Source organism: Colwellia sp., assembly GCF_013214175.1.
Lineage (GTDB): Bacteria > Pseudomonadota > Gammaproteobacteria > Enterobacterales > Alteromonadaceae > Colwellia.
The window spans coordinates 368,694-385,770 of the sequence record NZ_JABSPA010000002.1 but is presented as its reverse complement, the minus strand read 5'-3'; the positions used below and the strand labels follow the sequence as shown (position 1 = coordinate 385,770).

At 39.5% G+C, this 17,077-nt stretch carries 11 protein-coding genes; 2 read left to right on the top strand and 9 right to left on the bottom strand.

Annotated elements, in window-relative coordinates; genetic code table 11:
* Window positions 1-102: 102 nt before the first annotated feature.
* The 7 genes from rpoC to HRT55_RS04725 all read right to left on the bottom strand — a co-directional run bounded on the left by rpoC (window position 103) and on the right by HRT55_RS04725 (window position 12,562).
* A complete protein-coding gene (rpoC, locus tag HRT55_RS04755) occupies window positions 103-4,326 on the bottom strand; it encodes a DNA-directed RNA polymerase subunit beta' (RefSeq protein ID WP_291619301.1) in 4,224 nt (1,407 codons plus the stop codon).
* Window positions 4,327-4,452: 126 nt separating this feature from the next.
* On the bottom strand, window positions 4,453-8,481 hold the full coding sequence (gene rpoB, locus HRT55_RS04750; protein WP_291619299.1) for a DNA-directed RNA polymerase subunit beta: 4,029 nt from the start codon (window positions 8,479-8,481) through the stop codon (window positions 4,453-4,455).
* Between the two features lie 256 nt (window positions 8,482-8,737).
* A complete protein-coding gene (gene rplL / locus HRT55_RS04745) occupies window positions 8,738-9,100 on the bottom strand; it encodes a 50S ribosomal protein L7/L12 (RefSeq protein ID WP_291619297.1) in 363 nt (120 codons plus the stop codon).
* Window positions 9,101-9,217: 117 nt separating this feature from the next.
* Window positions 9,218-9,712 (bottom strand): 50S ribosomal protein L10, encoded by a 495-nt coding sequence (gene rplJ / locus HRT55_RS04740; RefSeq protein WP_291619295.1) that lies wholly within the window; start codon window positions 9,710-9,712, stop codon window positions 9,218-9,220.
* Between the two features lie 354 nt (window positions 9,713-10,066).
* The gene (gene rplA / locus HRT55_RS04735) at window positions 10,067-10,765 is read right to left on the bottom strand and encodes a 50S ribosomal protein L1 (protein ID WP_291619293.1); all 699 of its coding nucleotides are present in this window, start codon (window positions 10,763-10,765) and stop codon (window positions 10,067-10,069) included.
* A gap of 3 nt (window positions 10,766-10,768) precedes the next feature.
* The gene (gene rplK / locus HRT55_RS04730) at window positions 10,769-11,197 is read right to left on the bottom strand and encodes a 50S ribosomal protein L11 (RefSeq protein ID WP_291614764.1); all 429 of its coding nucleotides are present in this window, start codon (window positions 11,195-11,197) and stop codon (window positions 10,769-10,771) included.
* Window positions 11,198-11,470: 273 nt separating this feature from the next.
* Entirely contained in the window at window positions 11,471-12,562 is a 1,092-nt protein-coding gene (locus tag HRT55_RS04725) for an OmpA family protein (protein ID WP_291619290.1), read from the bottom strand.
* A 254-nt stretch (window positions 12,563-12,816) separates the two neighbouring features.
* Between HRT55_RS04725 and HRT55_RS04720 the strand changes: the two genes are divergently transcribed.
* A complete protein-coding gene (locus tag HRT55_RS04720; protein WP_291619288.1) occupies window positions 12,817-13,632 on the top strand; it encodes an ion transporter in 816 nt (271 codons plus the stop codon).
* Between the two features lie 145 nt (window positions 13,633-13,777).
* A complete protein-coding gene (locus HRT55_RS04715) occupies window positions 13,778-15,598 on the top strand; it encodes a glycoside hydrolase family 9 protein (protein WP_291619286.1) in 1,821 nt (606 codons plus the stop codon).
* A 393-nt stretch (window positions 15,599-15,991) separates the two neighbouring features.
* Here HRT55_RS04715 and nusG read toward each other — a convergent pair whose 3' ends face one another.
* Both nusG and secE read right to left on the bottom strand, forming a co-directional pair.
* A complete protein-coding gene (gene nusG, locus HRT55_RS04710; RefSeq protein WP_291614772.1) occupies window positions 15,992-16,609 on the bottom strand; it encodes a transcription termination/antitermination protein NusG in 618 nt (205 codons plus the stop codon).
* 2 nt (window positions 16,610-16,611) lie between these two features.
* Window positions 16,612-16,992, bottom strand: a complete 381-nt coding sequence (secE, locus tag HRT55_RS04705) for a preprotein translocase subunit SecE (RefSeq protein WP_291614774.1) — start codon at window positions 16,990-16,992, stop codon at window positions 16,612-16,614.
* Window positions 16,993-17,077: the final 85 nt, after the last annotated feature.

Sequence of the window (17,077 nt, the reverse complement as noted above, 5' to 3'; positions counted from 1 at the left end):
TTAAGCTTATAAAACAAAAAAGCCGCATCTAATAAAAGATGCGGCTTTTGATTATTAGTTAATAGGTTGCCCTATTACTTAATAACAATCACTTAATAACGATTAATCATTATCACCTGAAAGTAAATCAGCATTCAAAGCATCAGTTAGTGCTTTTTCTGCGTCATCAGCTGAAACTTTTGTTTCAGCAACAGGGTTTAGTGCTGCAGCTTTACGTCGAGCACGTTCTTGATGGTACGAATAACCTGTACCCGCTGGGATTAAGCGACCAACGATAACGTTTTCTTTCAAGCCACGTAGACCATCTTTCTTACCTGCAACAGCAGCTTCAGTAAGTACACGTGTTGTTTCTTGGAACGACGCCGCTGAAATGAATGATTCTGTTGCAAGTGATGCTTTAGTAATACCCATCATTTGCATTTCATATTCAGCTGGTTGCTTGCCGGCAGCTTCAAGTTCACGGTTTGAGATATTAACTCGCGCCACTTCAACTTGCTCGCCTTTAAGGAACGTTGAGTCACCTGCATCAAGAATTTCACACTTACGGATCATTTGACGTACGATAACTTCAATGTGCTTATCGTTAATCTTAACACCCTGTAGGCGGTAAACTTCTTGTACTTCGTTAACGATGTAGTTAGCAACTGGTGCAACACCACGTAAACGCAAGATATCATGTGGAGACTCAGGACCATCGGCAATAACTTCACCTTTGATTACTGGCTCACCTTCATAGATATTCAATTGACGCGTTTTCGGGATCATCTCTTCGTAAACTTCACCATTTGGCTGAGTAATCAATAAGCGTACTTTACCTTTGGTTTCTTTACCGAAAGCAACAACACCTGTTTTCTCTGCAAGAATTGCAGGAAGTTTAGGTTTACGTGCTTCAAATAAATCAGCTACACGAGGAAGACCACCGGTAATATCACGAGTTTTTGAACTTGCTTGTGGTATACGCGCTAGTGCATCACCAACGCCAACATCGGCGCCATCTTCAAGGTTAACAATTGCATTACCTGGTAAGTAATAAAGTGCTGGAATTTCAGTACCAGCGATCATTACGTCTTTACCTTTACTATCGACAAGTTTCAATGCTGGACGCATTTCTTTACCGGTAGCGTTACGCTGGGCAGCATCAGTAATGATGATACTTGATAAACCTGTTAATTCATCAGTTTGGCGAACCATAGTTACGCCATCAACTAAATCAACAAATTGAACCTTACCTTTTACTTCCGTGATAATAGGATGAGTATGTGGGTCCCAGTTAGCGATAATATCGCCAATTGTAACTGCTGCACCATCATTTTTAGAAAGTACAGAACCGTAAGGCACTTTATAACGTTCTTTCTCACGACCCATTTCATCAATGATAGTTAACTCTGATGAACGAGAGGTAATAACAAGGTGTTTGTCTGAGTTGGTTACATACTTAGCGTTTTGTAACTTCAAAGTACCAGTATTCTTAACTTGTACACTGCTCTCAGCAGTTGCACGAGATGCCGCACCACCGATATGGAACGTACGCATGGTAAGCTGTGTTCCAGGCTCACCAATGGATTGCGCCGCAACTACACCGATTGCTTCACCTTGGTTGATCATATGGCCACGAGCCAAATCACGACCGTAACAGTAAGCACAAATACCAAAATCAGTTTTACAAGTAATGATTGAACGTACTTTGATTTGATCTACTGAATTTGCTTCAATAACATCACAAAGTGTTTCATCAATTAAGGTATTACGAGGAAGTAATACTTCTTCAGTACCTGGAATTAATACGTCATCACAAACAACACGACCTAATACACGTTCACGTAACGGCTCAACAACATCACCACCTTCAATTAATGGCGTCATTAATAAACCATCTGTAGTGCCACAGTCATGGTTAGTAACCACTAAATCTTGTGCAACATCTACTAGACGACGAGTTAAGTAACCCGAGTTAGCTGTTTTAAGTGCTGTATCGGCAAGACCTTTACGCGCACCATGAGTAGAGATAAAGTATTGTAATACACTTAGACCTTCACGGAAGTTAGCTTTGATTGGCGTTTCGATGATTGAACCATCTGGTTTAGCCATCAAGCCACGCATACCCGCTAGCTGACGAATCTGTGCAGCACTACCACGAGCACCCGAGTCAGCCATCATAAAGATTGAGTTGAAAGAATCTTGCTCTTCCATTTCGCCATCTTTATTCATAACCATTTCTTTCGATAAGTTATCCATCATCGCTTTCGAAACTTTTTCGTTCGCAGACGACCAAATATCGATTACTTTGTTGTACTTCTCACCAGCAGTCACTAGACCTTGGTCGAACTGTGCTTGAATTTCAGCAACTTCAGCTTCTGATTCTTCTACAATCGTGTACTTAGCGTCAGGAATAACCATATCTTCGATACCAACAGAGGAACCAGAGATCATTGCATAATGAAACCCTGTGTACATGATTTGGTCAGCAAATATTACCGTTTCTTTTAAGCCAAGATTACGGTAAGCATGGTTAATCAATTTCGAAATTGGTTTTTTACCTAGCGGCAGATCAATTAGATCAAAAGGTAAGCCCTTAGGACAAACTTGCCACATAATGGCACGACCAACTGTAGTATCACGCAACTTAGTAACTGGTTCCCATTCACCATCAGCATTTTTAACATGCTCAGTAATACGAACTTTAATGCGAGCATGAAGTTCAGCTACACCAGTACGGTAAGCCTTTTCTACTTCTTTCTCATCGGTAAAGACCATGCCTTCGCCTAAACCGTTTATACGAAAACGTGTTAGGTAATAAAGGCCTAATACAACATCCTGCGATGGTACTATGATTGGTTCACCGTTAGCTGGTGCTAATACGTTGTTCGTTGACATCATCAACGTACGTGCTTCCATTTGTGCTTCGATTGTCAACGGTACGTGTACCGCCATTTGGTCACCATCGAAATCGGCATTGTATGCCGCACAAACTAGTGGATGAAGGTGAATTGCTTTACCTTCAATTAGCACAGGTTCAAACGCTTGGATACCCAATCTATGAAGAGTTGGTGCCCGGTTAAGCATTACTGGATGTTCGCGGATTACTTCATCAAGTACATCCCAAACTTCAGCGCCTTCACGCTCGACTAATTTCTTAGCCGCTTTAATTGTTGTTGCTAAACCACGACGCTCTAAAAGACCGTAAATAAATGGTTTAAATAACTCTAATGCCATTTTCTTAGGTAAACCACATTGATGTAGTTTAAGCGTAGGACCAACCGTGATTACAGAACGACCAGAGTAATCTACACGTTTACCTAGTAAATTCTGACGGAAACGACCTTGCTTACCTTTGATCATATCGGCAAGAGATTTAAGAGGACGTTTGTTAGAACCGGTAATTGCACGACCACGACGACCGTTATCTAGTAATGCATCAACAGACTCTTGTAACATACGTTTTTCGTTACGTACGATAATGTCTGGTGCAACTAGGTCTAGAAGACGTTTTAAACGGTTGTTACGGTTAATAACACGACGGTAAAGATCGTTAAGATCTGAAGTCGCAAAACGACCACCATCTAGAGGTACTAACGGACGTAAATCCGGCGGTAAAATTGGTAGAACATTCATAATCATCCATTCAGGTTTGTTACCTGAAGCGGCGAATGCTTCCATTAATTTTAAACGCTTAGTAATTTTTTTACGTTTAGTTTCACTACCGATTTCAGGTAACTCTTCACGCATTTGCGCTACTTCAGCATCTAAATCGATTTGTTGTAGTAAAGCTAATACAGCTTCGGCGCCCATTAGTGCGTCGAATTCATCACCGTGTTCTTCTAACGCATCAAGATATTCTTCTTCCGTTAGAATCTGGCTTTTTTCTAGTGTTGTTAGACCTGGCTCGGTAACAACATATGATTCGAAATAAAGCACACGTTCGATATCACGTAAAGTCATATCTAATAATAAACCAATACGTGATGGTAATGATTTTAAGAACCAAATGTGAGCAACTGGGCTAGCTAATTCGATATGACCCATACGGTCACGACGAACTTTAGTTAAAGTAACTTCAACGCCACATTTTTCACAAATAACACCACGATGTTTTAGGCGTTTGTATTTGCCACAAAGACATTCGTAATCTTTTACTGGACCAAAAATACGTGCACAGAATAATCCGTCACGTTCTGGCTTAAAGGTACGGTAGTTAATGGTTTCTGGCTTTTTAACTTCACCAAATGACCAAGAACGCATCAAATCTGGTGATGCTAAGCCGATGCGAATACCATCGAAATCTTCGGTTTGATTCTGTTGCTTAAGAAACTTAAGTAAATCTTTCACACTCTTCTCCTGTCGGAGTTAAATCTTTAGAAGAAGACGAATACTTTGTCTTCTTCCCTCACTGAATATGTTCAGCTACAACTGCTTAGAACTAAATGCCTAGCGCTAAGCGCTAGGCATAAGGTACTAGTCCTTATCTAATTCGATGTTAATACCTAAAGAACGAATTTCTTTAAGTAATACATTGAATGATTCAGGAATACCTGGTTCCATTTTATGATCACCGTCAACTAAGTTTTTATACATCTTAGTACGACCGTTAACATCATCAGATTTCACTGTTAACATTTCTTGTAATGTGTAAGCTGCGCCATATGCTTCTAAGGCCCATACTTCCATCTCACCGAAACGCTGACCACCAAATTGCGCTTTACCGCCAAGTGGTTGCTGGGTAACAAGACTGTAAGAACCAGTAGAACGTGCATGCATTTTGTCGTCAACTAAATGGTTTAGTTTTAACATATACATATAACCAACAGTTACAGGACGCTCGAACTTACGACCAGTACGGCCATCAGTTAACCAGAACTGACCACTTTCAGGCATTTCTGCAAGTTTAAATAACTCTTTGATTTCTTTCTCGGCTGCGCCATCAAATGCTGGTGTTGCAATCGTTAAACCAGCACGCATATTATCAGCCATACGCAAGACTTCATCGTCAGAGAAAGTTGCAATATCAACTGTTTGACGAGATTCACCAACATCGTAAACTTCTTGAATGAAGTTACGTAGTTTGTGCATTTCACGCTGCTCTTCTAACATACGGTTGATCTTCTCACCAACACCACGACATGCCATGCCTAAGTGAGTTTCCAAGATCTGACCAATGTTCATACGTGATGGAACACCTAACGGGTTCAAGACGATATCTACTGGTACACCAAACTCATCGTATGGCATATCTTCAACAGGTACTACGTTTGAAATAACACCCTTGTTACCATGACGACCAGCCATTTTATCACCTGGCTGAATGTGACGTTTAACAGCTAAGTAAACCTTAACAATTTTTAATACGCCAGGTTGTAAGTCATCACCTTGAGTGATCTTACGACGTTTCACTTCAAACTTCTTATCGAAGTCTTCTTTGATGTTGTCCCATTGCTCAGCTATTTGCTCAAGCTCTGCTTGTTGACCTTCATCAGCTAAGTTTTGCATTAACCATTTGTCACGAGACATAGACGTTAAGTCAGACTCATTTAAACCGGCTGATAACAATAACTTTTTAGTACGTGCATAAATACCATCTTCAAAGATACTTAATTCATCGCCAAGATCTTTCTTAACTTCTTTAAGTTGCATTTGTTCAATTTCAACCGCACGAGCATCTTTTTCTACGCCGTCACGAGTGAAGATTTGTACATCGATGATAGTACCTTTAACAGAGTTAGGTACACGTAACGAGCTATCTTTAACGTCAGCAGCTTTCTCACCGAAAATTGCTCGTAAAAGTTTTTCTTCAGGGGTAAGTTGTGTTTCACCTTTAGGCGTAACTTTACCAACTAGGATGTCACCACCATTTACTTCAGCACCAATGTAAACAACACCAGCTTCATCTAATTTAGATAATGCTGACTCACCTACGTTTGGAATATCTGCAGTAATTTCTTCACTACCAAGCTTAGTATCACGTGCAATACACGTTAGCTCTTGTATGTGAATAGTGGTAAATCTGTCTTCAATAGCAACACGCTCAGATAACAACATTGAATCTTCGAAGTTGTAACCATTCCAAGGCATGAATGCTATACGCATGTTTTGGCCTAATGCCAATTCACCCATATCAGTTGAAGGACCATCCGCTAATACATCACCACGTACTACTGGTTCACCCATACGACACACTGGACGTTGGTTGATACAAGTATTTTGGTTAGAACGTGTGTATTTAGTTAAGTTATAAATATCAATACCTGCTTCACCAGCATGCATTTCATTTTCGTTAACTTTAACTACGATACGTGAAGCATCAACATAGCTTACTACGCCGCCACGTTTGGCAACTGCAGTAACACCTGAATCAACTGCAACTACTTTTTCCATACCAGTACCAACAAGCGGTTTATCAACTCTTAAGGTAGGTACAGCTTGACGTTGCATGTTCGAGCCCATCAAGGCTCTGTTAGCATCATCGTGTTCAAGGAATGGAATAAGTGACGCCGCAACAGAAATAATTTGTTGTGGTGAAACATCCATATATTGAACTTCAGCAGAAGCTTTTAAAGTAAATTCATTTCTATGACGACAGTTAACTAACTCTTCAGTTAACATGCTTTTATCATTACGTTTAGCGTTGGCCTGAGCGATAACAAAGTTACCCTCTTCAATCGCTGATAAGTAATCAATATCATCAGTCACTAAACCGTCAATTACTTTACGGTAAGGTGTTTCTAAGAAACCGAAATCATTGGTACGTGCGTAACAAGAAAGCGAGTTGATCAAACCAATGTTTGGACCCTCTGGCGTTTCGATTGGACAAACACGACCATAATGCGTTGGATGTACATCACGTACTTCAAAACCAGCACGTTCACGGGTTAAACCACCCGGCCCTAAGGCAGAAATACGACGCTTATGCGTTACTTCTGATAACGGGTTGTTTTGATCCATAAACTGTGACAATTGTGATGAGCCAAAGAACTCTTTCACTGCCGCAGATATTGGCTTAGCATTGATTAAATCTTGTGGCATGATTGCATCTAAGTCACCAAGACTTAAACGCTCACGAACTGCACGTTCAACACGAACAAGACCAACACGGAATTGGTTTTCTGCCATTTCACCAACAGAACGAATACGACGGTTACCTAAGTGATCGATATCATCAACTTCGCCTTTACCATCACGAATATTGATCAAGGTTCTCATTACCGAGATAATATCTTCTTTCGATAAGATACCACTACCAACATCATCGGCATTGCCAACACGACGGTTGAACTTCATACGACCTACTGTAGACAAGTCATAACGTTCAGAGGCGAAGAATAAGTTAGTGAATAACCCTTCAGCAGCATCTTTTGTTGGTGGCTCGCCTGGACGCATCATGCGGTATATTTCAACTAAAGCTTCTAGCTTGTTAGTTGAACCATCGACACGCAAGGTATCAGACATGTATGAACCAACATCGAATTCGTTCATATATAAAGTAGAAAGTACTTTATGGCCCGCTTGGCTAAGCTCGGCTAACATTTCTAAAGTGATTTCAGCATTTGCTTCTGCAATTACTTCACCGGTAGATTTGTCGATGTAGGCTTTTGATAAAACACGACCAACGATATAATCTGCTGGTACTTCTAGTTTATCAATTTTAGCTTTAGATAAAGCGCGAATATGACGTGCAGTAATACGACGACCAGACTCAACTAATACTTCACCTTTTTTGATCGAAAGATCAAAAGTAGCAGTTTCACCACGAAGACGTTCAGGGACAAGATCCATGATCAACTTATCACCTTTAATGGTGTATTCAGTTGTGTCATAGAACATATCTAGAATTTCTTCAGTAGAATATTCTAATGCACGTAAGATAATTGACGCTGGTAATTTACGACGTCTATCTATACGTACAAATAAGTTATCTTTTGGATCGAATTCAAAATCTAACCATGAACCGCGGTAAGGAATAACGCGTGCGTTATATAATACTTTACCCGATGAATGCGTTTTACCTTTATCGTGATCAAAGAATACACCAGGAGAACGATGTAATTGTGAAACGATAACACGCTCAGTACCATTAATTACGAAGGTACCGTTATCTGTCATCAACGGGATTTCGCCCATGTACACTTCTTGCTCTTTGATATCTTTGACAGTACCGGCTGCGGCTTCTTTATCGTAAACCACTAAGCGTAATTTCACGCGTAATGGTGCAGAATAAGTCACACCACGTATTTGACATTCTTTAACGTCAAATAATGGTTCACCTAAACGATAGCTTACATATTGTAATTCTGAGCTACCTGAATAAGCTTTAATAGGGAAAATAGAACGGAAAGCAGCCTCTAGACCGGTTTCACCTGTTTCGTCAAGATCAATAAACTTGCGGAAAGAATCGAGTTGAATGGACAATAAGAATGGATATTCCATTACTTGTACACTTTTACCAAAGTCCTTTCTAATTCGCTTTTTCTCAAAGTATGAGTAAGCCATGGGGTTCCTCAGCTTGCTGGTTATGGCCAAATCTGCCTACTGAGCAAAGCTCAGCTAGACAGGTTATGCTGTAATATTTACGTCTAAATATTACTAGATGATTCACTAATAGTTAGAAAAATCACCTAAACGCTTAATAGTGCATTATTAGTTAATAAAAAATCATTTATTCTCTAACAACAAAAGCGCAAAAAGGCCGGTGACGTTTAAATCACCAGCCATGCCTTTTCAGGCAAATAATCTGTTTAAAAACAGATTATTTGATCTCAACAGAAGCACCAGCTTCTTCAAGAAGTTTCTTAAGGTCATCAGCGTCAGCTTTTTCTAAGCCTTCTTTAACAACGCCAAGAGCTTCAACTAAGTCTTTAGCTTCTTTAAGGCCTAAACCTGTAGCGCCACGAACGGCTTTGATTACTGCAACTTTCTTAGGGCCGAAGCTAGTCATTACAACGTCAAATTCAGTTTGTTCTGCAGCAGCACCACCAGCATCGCCAGCAACAACAGTAGCAGCAGCGGCAGATACGCCGAACTTCTCTTCCATTGCTTCGATTAGTGCAACTACGTCCATTACTGACATTTCAGCAACTGCGTTTAAGATATCGTCTTTAGAAATAGACATTTTAATTTTCCTGTTTTTTAATAAACAGCTTTATATAATAATATAATATGCTGTTTTGAATAACTATAAATTCAAAAAGTGCTTTTATTTCGTTTACCTTAGTAAACAAAAAATAAATTATGCAGCTTCTTGTTCTTTCTGATCGCGAAGTGCAGCAATCGTGCGGACTAACTTGCCTGCAGATGCTTCTTTCATAACGCTCATTAATTGTGCAATTGCTTCGTCGTAAGTTGGTAGCTTAGCTAACATGTTTACGTCTACTGAATTACCTTCAAATGCAGCTGCTTTTAATTCAAAAGCTTCGTTAGTTTTAGCGAAGTCTGTGAATAAACGTGCAGCAGCACCTGGGTGTTCACTTGAGAAAGCGATTAATGAAGGACCTTTGAATACGTCAGAAACACATTCAAATTCAGTACCTTCTACTGCACGACGTGCTAATGTGTTACGGACAACTTTCATCCATACGCCATTATCACGTGCTTGCTTACGCAATACAGTAATTGCTTCAACTGGTACACCACGGGCATCCGCGATTACAATTGATTGAGCGCCATTAGCAGCTTCTTGAACTTCAGCAACAATTGCTTTTTTATCATCAAGATTGATAGCCATTGGCTTTAACTCCTGGTTTCACCGGCATATATCTAATATATAAGCACCGGTATTTACAATCCCTGACTTTCTATATAAAAAGTCAGGCCATAACGGCGAGGACCAGAATTTAAGGAAAATATCTGGGTAATCACCATCTACGTAGGAAGTATTAAGTATCTAAATCAGAAGAAATAAATACACCTACGGTCTTGGACGGGGGTTGTCTATTTTATTCAGCAATTAAGCAAAAAAAACCGACAACTCCTACCAAAATTTAAGGGGCGAAATTATAGATTATAATTTCGCCCTTGTAAAGATTCAATACACGAAACTTTACTCAAGCATTTACAGGTAATAATTTACCAGCAAATATTAGTCTTGAGAAAGAGTCGATTGGTTGACGACAACGCCGGCACCCATAGTTGTAGAAAGAGAAACTTTCTTCAAGTATTGACCTTTAGCATTTGCAGGTTTTGCTTTTTTAAGCGCTTCAAGCAATGCTTCTAAGTTTTCTTGCAAGTGTGCAGCATCGAAATCAGCCTTACCGATAGTGGTATGGATGATGCCGTTTTTGTCGTTGCGGTAACGGATCTGACCAGACTTAGCGTTTTTAACAGCGCCAGCTACGTCAGGAGTTACTGTGCCAACTTTAGGGTTAGGCATTAAACCACGTGGGCCTAAGATTTGACCTAGTTGACCAACAACACGCATTGCGTCAGGAGAAGCAATAACAACGTCGAAGTTCATTTCGCCAGCTTTTACTAGCGCAGCTAAATCTTCCATACCAACGATGTCAGCACCAGCTTCTTTAGCTTTCTCTGCGTTTGCACCTTGTGTAAATACAGCAACACGTACATCACGGCCAGTACCATTTGGTAATACTGTAGCGCCACGAACGTTTTGATCTGATTTACGAGCATCGATACCAAGATTTACTGCAACATCTACGCTTTCACGGAAGTTAGCAGTAGCAAATTCTTTTAATAAAGAAACAGCTTCTTTGATATCATATTCTTTTAATACGTCTACTTTTTCACGGATAAGACGAGTACGTTTTGATAATTTAGCCATTGATTAGTCCTCTACCACTAAACCCATTGAACGAGCAGAACCCGCAATGGTACGCACTGCAGCTTCCATAGAACCAGCAGTCAAATCAGGTTCTTTCATCTTAACAATTTCTTCAAGTTGAGCTGTAGTTACAGAACCAACTTTTTCAGTGTTAGGACGACCAGAGCCGCTTTTTACGCCAGCTGCTTTTTTCAATAAGTAAGAAGCAGGTGGAGTTTTAGTTTCGAAAGTAAACGAACGGTCATTATATACAGTAATTACTACTGGAACCGGAGCGCCTTTTTCTAAAGAATCTGTTTTCGCGTTGAACGCTTTACAGAATTCCATGATGTTAACACCATGTTGACCTAATGCAGGACCAACTGGTGGTGACGGGTTAGCTGCACCAGCAGCTACTTGTAGCTTGATTAGAGCTTGGACTTTTTTAGCCATTTTAAAATACCTTTAGTTTGGGTAATTAACGCGATACATATAACACAAAATTAGCATTCACTAATTCAGCACTGTATTTTCGCTTCCCTGTTTTACAAAATTCGCTTTAAAAACAGTTACTTTCATAACGTTATCAAGCGCATTTAGTGCGCGCTAAAAATAAGCGGCAGCGGATTATATATTAACCAGTAGTGCCATTTCAAGTGCTTTTATTACAAGACGAGTCTAAGTCACTATTTAATTGCTTAGTGATACCTTTATCTCGCCAAATAATTATCGTTTTTCAGCGACTTGCTTACTAGTAGCAACGATTGCTTCAATTCTACGATTTTGCTTATGCGCTGCTGCTGTATTGGCTGGGTTCATCAACATTGTTTCACCGTGCCCAATAAAGTTTAAGCGACTTGCATCAATAGAAAAATCATTAATTAACACAGCAACAATCGCTTGCGCACGTTTTTCTGATAAAGCTTGATTATATTTTTCACTACCTTGTGCTGAAGTATGACCTTCAATAGTTAAATTCACATGAGGATAGGTATTCATGAACTCTGCAGCTTTTGCTACTTCATTTTTATACTCAGTGCGTACTTCGCTTTTGTCATTATCAAAATTTACTAATAAGCGCATTGATCCTTGTTGCGCAGTAAATATAGTACAACCTTTAGCGTTTACTTTATCCATTGCAGGTGTATTTGCACAATTATCTTGGCTATCAACTATGCCATCATTATCACTATCTTTTGTCGCAACAACAGCCATAGTGGGCTGTATAGCCGTAACTTTAGTCGATTCAGTGCGCTTTATCTTTTGAGGCTGACTACCAAAATAATAGATAAAACCGATTTTGCTAGAAAAGTCGGTAAAATTATTATCGAATTGATAGTGCCCCTTCCCCTCAAAATATAGTGCCATGTTTTGCGATAAATAATGACGGTAACCGGCACCTAAAGCAGCAGACAAATTTGACTTCTCTACATCTAGAAAGTCTGCACCACCAACAACATAAAAACTTTCCTTAAAGGGAAAGTATAATAAATCTAAGGCAATACTTTTACCCGAAGATAAATCATAATTATTGTTTTCAGCAACCGGATTAAAGTGTGTATACGATATTCTGGTCTCGAATAATTCAGATAAGCGATACCCTGCTTCAGCACCTAAGCCCGAGGCATGATCAATTGACGAATCAGCGTTACTATTATAAAAACGATCTTCATCGGTTTTTAAATACATAGCATGACCACCTAGGTATACATTACCAACAAGTGATTCGGCTGTTGGTTGCTCCGAGGCAGCCAACGAAAATGAAAAAACGGATAAACCAATGAATTGACATAATTTTGATAGTTTAAATGGGCGCATTGAATAGGTTCCTTATATAAATCGCCTGAAGAAGTATTTCTTGCGCGCATTCTAATCTTTTTGAGTAAATACTCCATAGATTTGTAAAAAAAGTGTTAATTTTAAGTGCTTACTATTAAATATAACTATTCATAGCGTTAATACTTCACATTTAGTCACAGATTTCATTGAGCATTAGTGTACAGTCTCCCTGTTTTCTTCAATTGTATATCACCTTATCTTCCTTAATTATTCTCTATTCGTCGGTAATCACTATGTCATCTATTAATAGGCAAAACATCAGCCTAAAAAAATTCGTTGAAAGTAAGCATTTTCAGAACTTTATTATTTTTCTTATTCTATTTAATGCCTTTACTCTTGGCCTGGAAACTAGTCAATTTGGTAAAGATAATGCCGATATCCTGCTCGTCATAGACACAAGCATCCTAGTGATGTTCTCCATCGAGCTATTGTTAAAGTTCATTGTTTATAGAAGCAGTTTTTTTCGTTCCGGATGGAATTGGTTCGATTTTATCATTGTCGCTATTTCTTGGGCACCGACCAGCGGGGCATTATCGGTATTACGCGCCTTTAGAATATTAAGGGTATTACGCTTACTCTCGGTAGTACCACAAATGCGTCGCGTAATTGGCGCACTAGGTCACTCAATACCAGGTATGGCCTCAGTAGTAGGCGTATTAAGCATTATCTTTTATGTTTCTGCCGTATTGACCACTAAAATATTTGGTAGCCATAGTGATGTCAATATGCAGGAATGGTTTGGCAGCATTGGAGCTTCCGCATATACCTTATTTCAGGTGATGACATTAGAGAGTTGGTCTATGGGTATAGTTCGACCGACTATGGAGCTATTCCCGCTTTCTTGGCTATTCTTTGTGCCTTTTATTATTATTACCAGCTTTGCTGTACTTAACTTATTTATCGGTATTATCGTTGATGCCATGCAAGTTATGCATGAAGAGGAAGGCAAACCCAAGCAAACTATTGCCACTAAAGAAGATATGTTAATACTCGAAGCAAAAATAGATAAGCTCAATCAATTATTAGAAAGCAAACATATTGATAAATAGTAAATAATTAACGACTGTATAAAGCAATACCTAGTTCACTAAAAAGTAAGGATATAAGTCCCTGCTAACAGAGTTAAGGTATTACTAATTCACCATGATTAGGCTATGGTTAATGTTATAAAAAATATAACCTTACGGAAATAACATGATGTTTACTCCATCCTTCTCTCATTTTGGCAAGCTAATACTAGTTGCCATGTTAGTGCTAGTTTCTGCTTGTAGTAGCAAACCTCAGCCAAGCAACCCACCCAATATAGCTAAAGCAAACATTTACATTAACCAAGTAGCTTTCGACGTGCAAGCACCCAAGCAAGCCGTAATCGCCTTACCTATAGGAGAAACGGCGAGTCGTTTTATTGTTTACCAAGACTCAAACATTATTTATCAAGGCAAGCTAACCTCCGAGCCAAGCTTCACTGAATGGGGACAAGGTAATCACTATTACCTTGCTGATTTTACATCAATCAAGCGCCGCGGTGAATTTCATATCGTAGTCAATACCCCAAAGCAACAACTGGCTTCATCAACCTTTACTATTAAGCCTAATGCTTACTTCGCCCTAACAGCAAAATCACTGGTTAATTATTTTAAAGCGAGTCGTCACACTAACCCGAAAGATAAATCCATCCGTATTATCGAGACAGAGCATTACCTTGATGTTTCAGGCGGCTGGGTGGATTCTGGTAGCAATTCGAACAAGTCATTGGCGCAGTTAACTGCATCAAACTTTCTCGTTAATCAACAAAGTGCCTTGGCTACCTGGGCGATGGCGAAATCATACAGTAGGTTAAGTAGGCTCTACGACCGCAAGGCTTTAACCCTAACTTTAGCCGAAGAGGTAATTTGGGGTGCTGATTATTTACATAGAGTATTGGCCAGTAATGGTTACTTCTACACCACGATCCTTGATGGTAGCGATGCAGATGAAGACCGCTTAGTAAGTAGCTACAACGCACTTAATGATGAATACACCGCCAATTTTCAAGCCGCTTTTCGTGAGGGTGGTGGCATGGCAATTGCTGCATTAGTTAGAGCTCATGAAATAAGTAATAAAACCGGCGTACAGGGTGAGTTTTCAGCTAAACAATATTTAACCGATGCCGAACGCGCTTTTGCCCATTTACAAAAATACAACCAGCGCTATGTTGATAACGGCAAAGAAAACATTATTGATGATTACACTGCACTTATTGCTGCAACCGAGCTTTATCGCATCACTAAAAAAACTAAATACTTAAAAGCTGCTCGCCATAGAGCTCATAAGTTAAATAACAGAATGACATCCCAAGGTTGGTTTGTCAGTGATGATGACGAAAGACCGTTTTATCATGGCGTTGATGCGGGTTTACCTATCATTGCCTTGGTTGATTACTTGACTATAGAACGCAACCGTCAGCTTAAAAATAAAACTAAACGTACCATTAAATTATCCCTCGATTATCAACTGGCATTAAATACTCAAGTCGCTAACCCTTTTAATTTAGCGCGACAAACGTTTAGAACCTCTAAAGATGGCCTGTACTCTAAGCAACAAGAAGGCTTTTTTATGCCTCATGACAACGAATCAAATGATTGGTGGCAAGGTGAAAATGCTCGCATGGCATCATTAGCTGCGGCAGCAATTTGGGGCGGTAAAATAACTCACAGCGATCCCCGTGGCGCATTTGGTATCAATAATGAGCTAGCCAACTTTGCCCAAAGCCAAATAGATTGGCTTATGGGTAAAAACCCTTACCAAGTGAGTATGCTCTATGGCTTTGGTGTTAATAACCCACCACATGCCAAAAGTGCTGGCACTATGCTTAATGGTGGTATTTCAAGTGGCATCACTGGTGCGACATTAAGCCCTGAAGGTCGAGGGATTACTTGGGCTGAAGGGCCAGACGAAAACAATTGGCGTTGGGTTGAGCAATGGTTGTCACATTCAACATGGTATTTATTAGCCATGACGGCCATGACTGAGTAATAAAAATTTAGCCATTAATCACATGAACGGACTAGCTTTGAAGCTTAGTCCGCTTATTTCCGCGCTACTTTCTTCACACCTACCTTACTTCATAGGATTTTTTATACCTGTTTCATTAAGTTGGTGATCTTGTTGTGTACAGGAAAAATAAATCCTATGAAGCAAGGCGACTGAATGCTATTTATAACACCTTAGTACTCGCTTTCAATACAAGGGCTGTATAAGTGAGCTTAAAGTCGGTATATGCTTTGTACTGCCAGTAATAATCTACTACTGACTAGAAAGTCATTGGCTATAGTTTTTAAATAAAAATAAAGCCCAAAAACAAAAAACGCCTGCACAAGGCAAGCGTTTTTATATCAAATACTTTATATATCAAGTAAGGCTAGCTAATTAGCTACCTTTTTCAACTTGACCAAATTCTAAATCAACTGGCGTTGAACGACCGAAGATAAGAACTGATACTTTAATACGGTTTTTCTCGTAATCAAGCTCTTCAACAACACCGTTAAAGTCAGCAAATGGTCCGTCAATAACACGAACAACTTCGCCTGGCTCAAATAATGTCTTAGGCTTAGGCTTATCAGTTTCTTCAAGACGCTGTAAAATACGATCAGCTTCTTTTTGAGTAATTGGTGCTGGACGTTCTTTTGTACCACCAATAAAGCCAAGTACACGTGGAACGCTTTTAACTAAATGCCAAGACTCATCATCAAGTTCCATGTGAACTAACACATAACCAGGGAAGAATTTACGTGAACTTTTACGCTTTTGACCAGCGCGCATTTCTACGATTTCTTCGGTTGGTACTAGAATCTCACCAAACTTGTCTTCTAAGCCGTGAATTCCTATATGTTCAACTAATGTTTTTTGAACACGACCTTCATAGCCTGAAAATGCTTGTACTACATACCAACGCAACTTTGGATTTCTATTTATTTGTATTTCTGCATTTTCTGCAGCAGATATCTCTTCTGGGATATCTTCTTCTGACATATTTTCTTCAGACATAACTAAACCTGCATACCTGTAACTAAACCAACTAACCAGAATAGAACAGAGTCTAATCCCCAAAGTAATAATGACATCAATAAAGTCACTACTAATACAATACCTGTCGTTTGTATGGCTTCTTGACGTGTTGGCCATACAACTTTACGTACCTCAGTACGCGCTTCTTTTGCAAATATAGCGGCATTACGGCCTTTTTCAGTTTGCAATGCGATTAAACCCGCAACACCAACCATTACTACAACGGCAACGGCTCTAATTAAAACTGACTCTTCACCGTAAACGTAATTACCTGCAACTGCACCAGCTAAAAGTAAGAAGATAACTCCCCACTTTAATGTATCGAAAGAACTGCTTGGTTGCTCTTCTGTACTTGCATTCATAATTCTATTCCGTATTAATCTACTTTCTAATAACACGACTTGTTATTACAAGTCGCTAAAACATACGCACACTTGCCTATGTTTA

Bases quoted from the DNA above. Each gene is read 5' to 3' on its own strand.
- HRT55_RS04720 (WP_291619288.1), top strand. From the start codon at position 12,817: ATGTCATCTATTAATAGGCAAAACATCAGCCTAAAAAAATTCGTTGAA.
- HRT55_RS04725 (WP_291619290.1), bottom strand. From the start codon at position 12,562: ATGCGCCCATTTAAACTATCAAAATTATGTCAATTCATTGGTTTATCC.
- nusG (WP_291614772.1), bottom strand. From the start codon at position 16,609: ATGTCTGAAGAAAATATGTCAGAAGAAGATATCCCAGAAGAGATATCT.
- rpoB (WP_291619299.1), bottom strand. From the start codon at position 8,481: ATGGCTTACTCATACTTTGAGAAAAAGCGAATTAGAAAGGACTTTGGT.
- rplK (WP_291614764.1), bottom strand. From the start codon at position 11,197: ATGGCTAAAAAAGTCCAAGCTCTAATCAAGCTACAAGTAGCTGCTGGT.
- rplL (WP_291619297.1), bottom strand. From the start codon at position 9,100: ATGTCTATTTCTAAAGACGATATCTTAAACGCAGTTGCTGAAATGTCA.
- rplJ (WP_291619295.1), bottom strand. From the start codon at position 9,712: ATGGCTATCAATCTTGATGATAAAAAAGCAATTGTTGCTGAAGTTCAA.
- secE (WP_291614774.1), bottom strand. From the start codon at position 16,992: ATGAATGCAAGTACAGAAGAGCAACCAAGCAGTTCTTTCGATACATTA.
- HRT55_RS04715 (WP_291619286.1), top strand. From the start codon at position 13,778: ATGATGTTTACTCCATCCTTCTCTCATTTTGGCAAGCTAATACTAGTT.
- rplA (WP_291619293.1), bottom strand. From the start codon at position 10,765: ATGGCTAAATTATCAAAACGTACTCGTCTTATCCGTGAAAAAGTAGAC.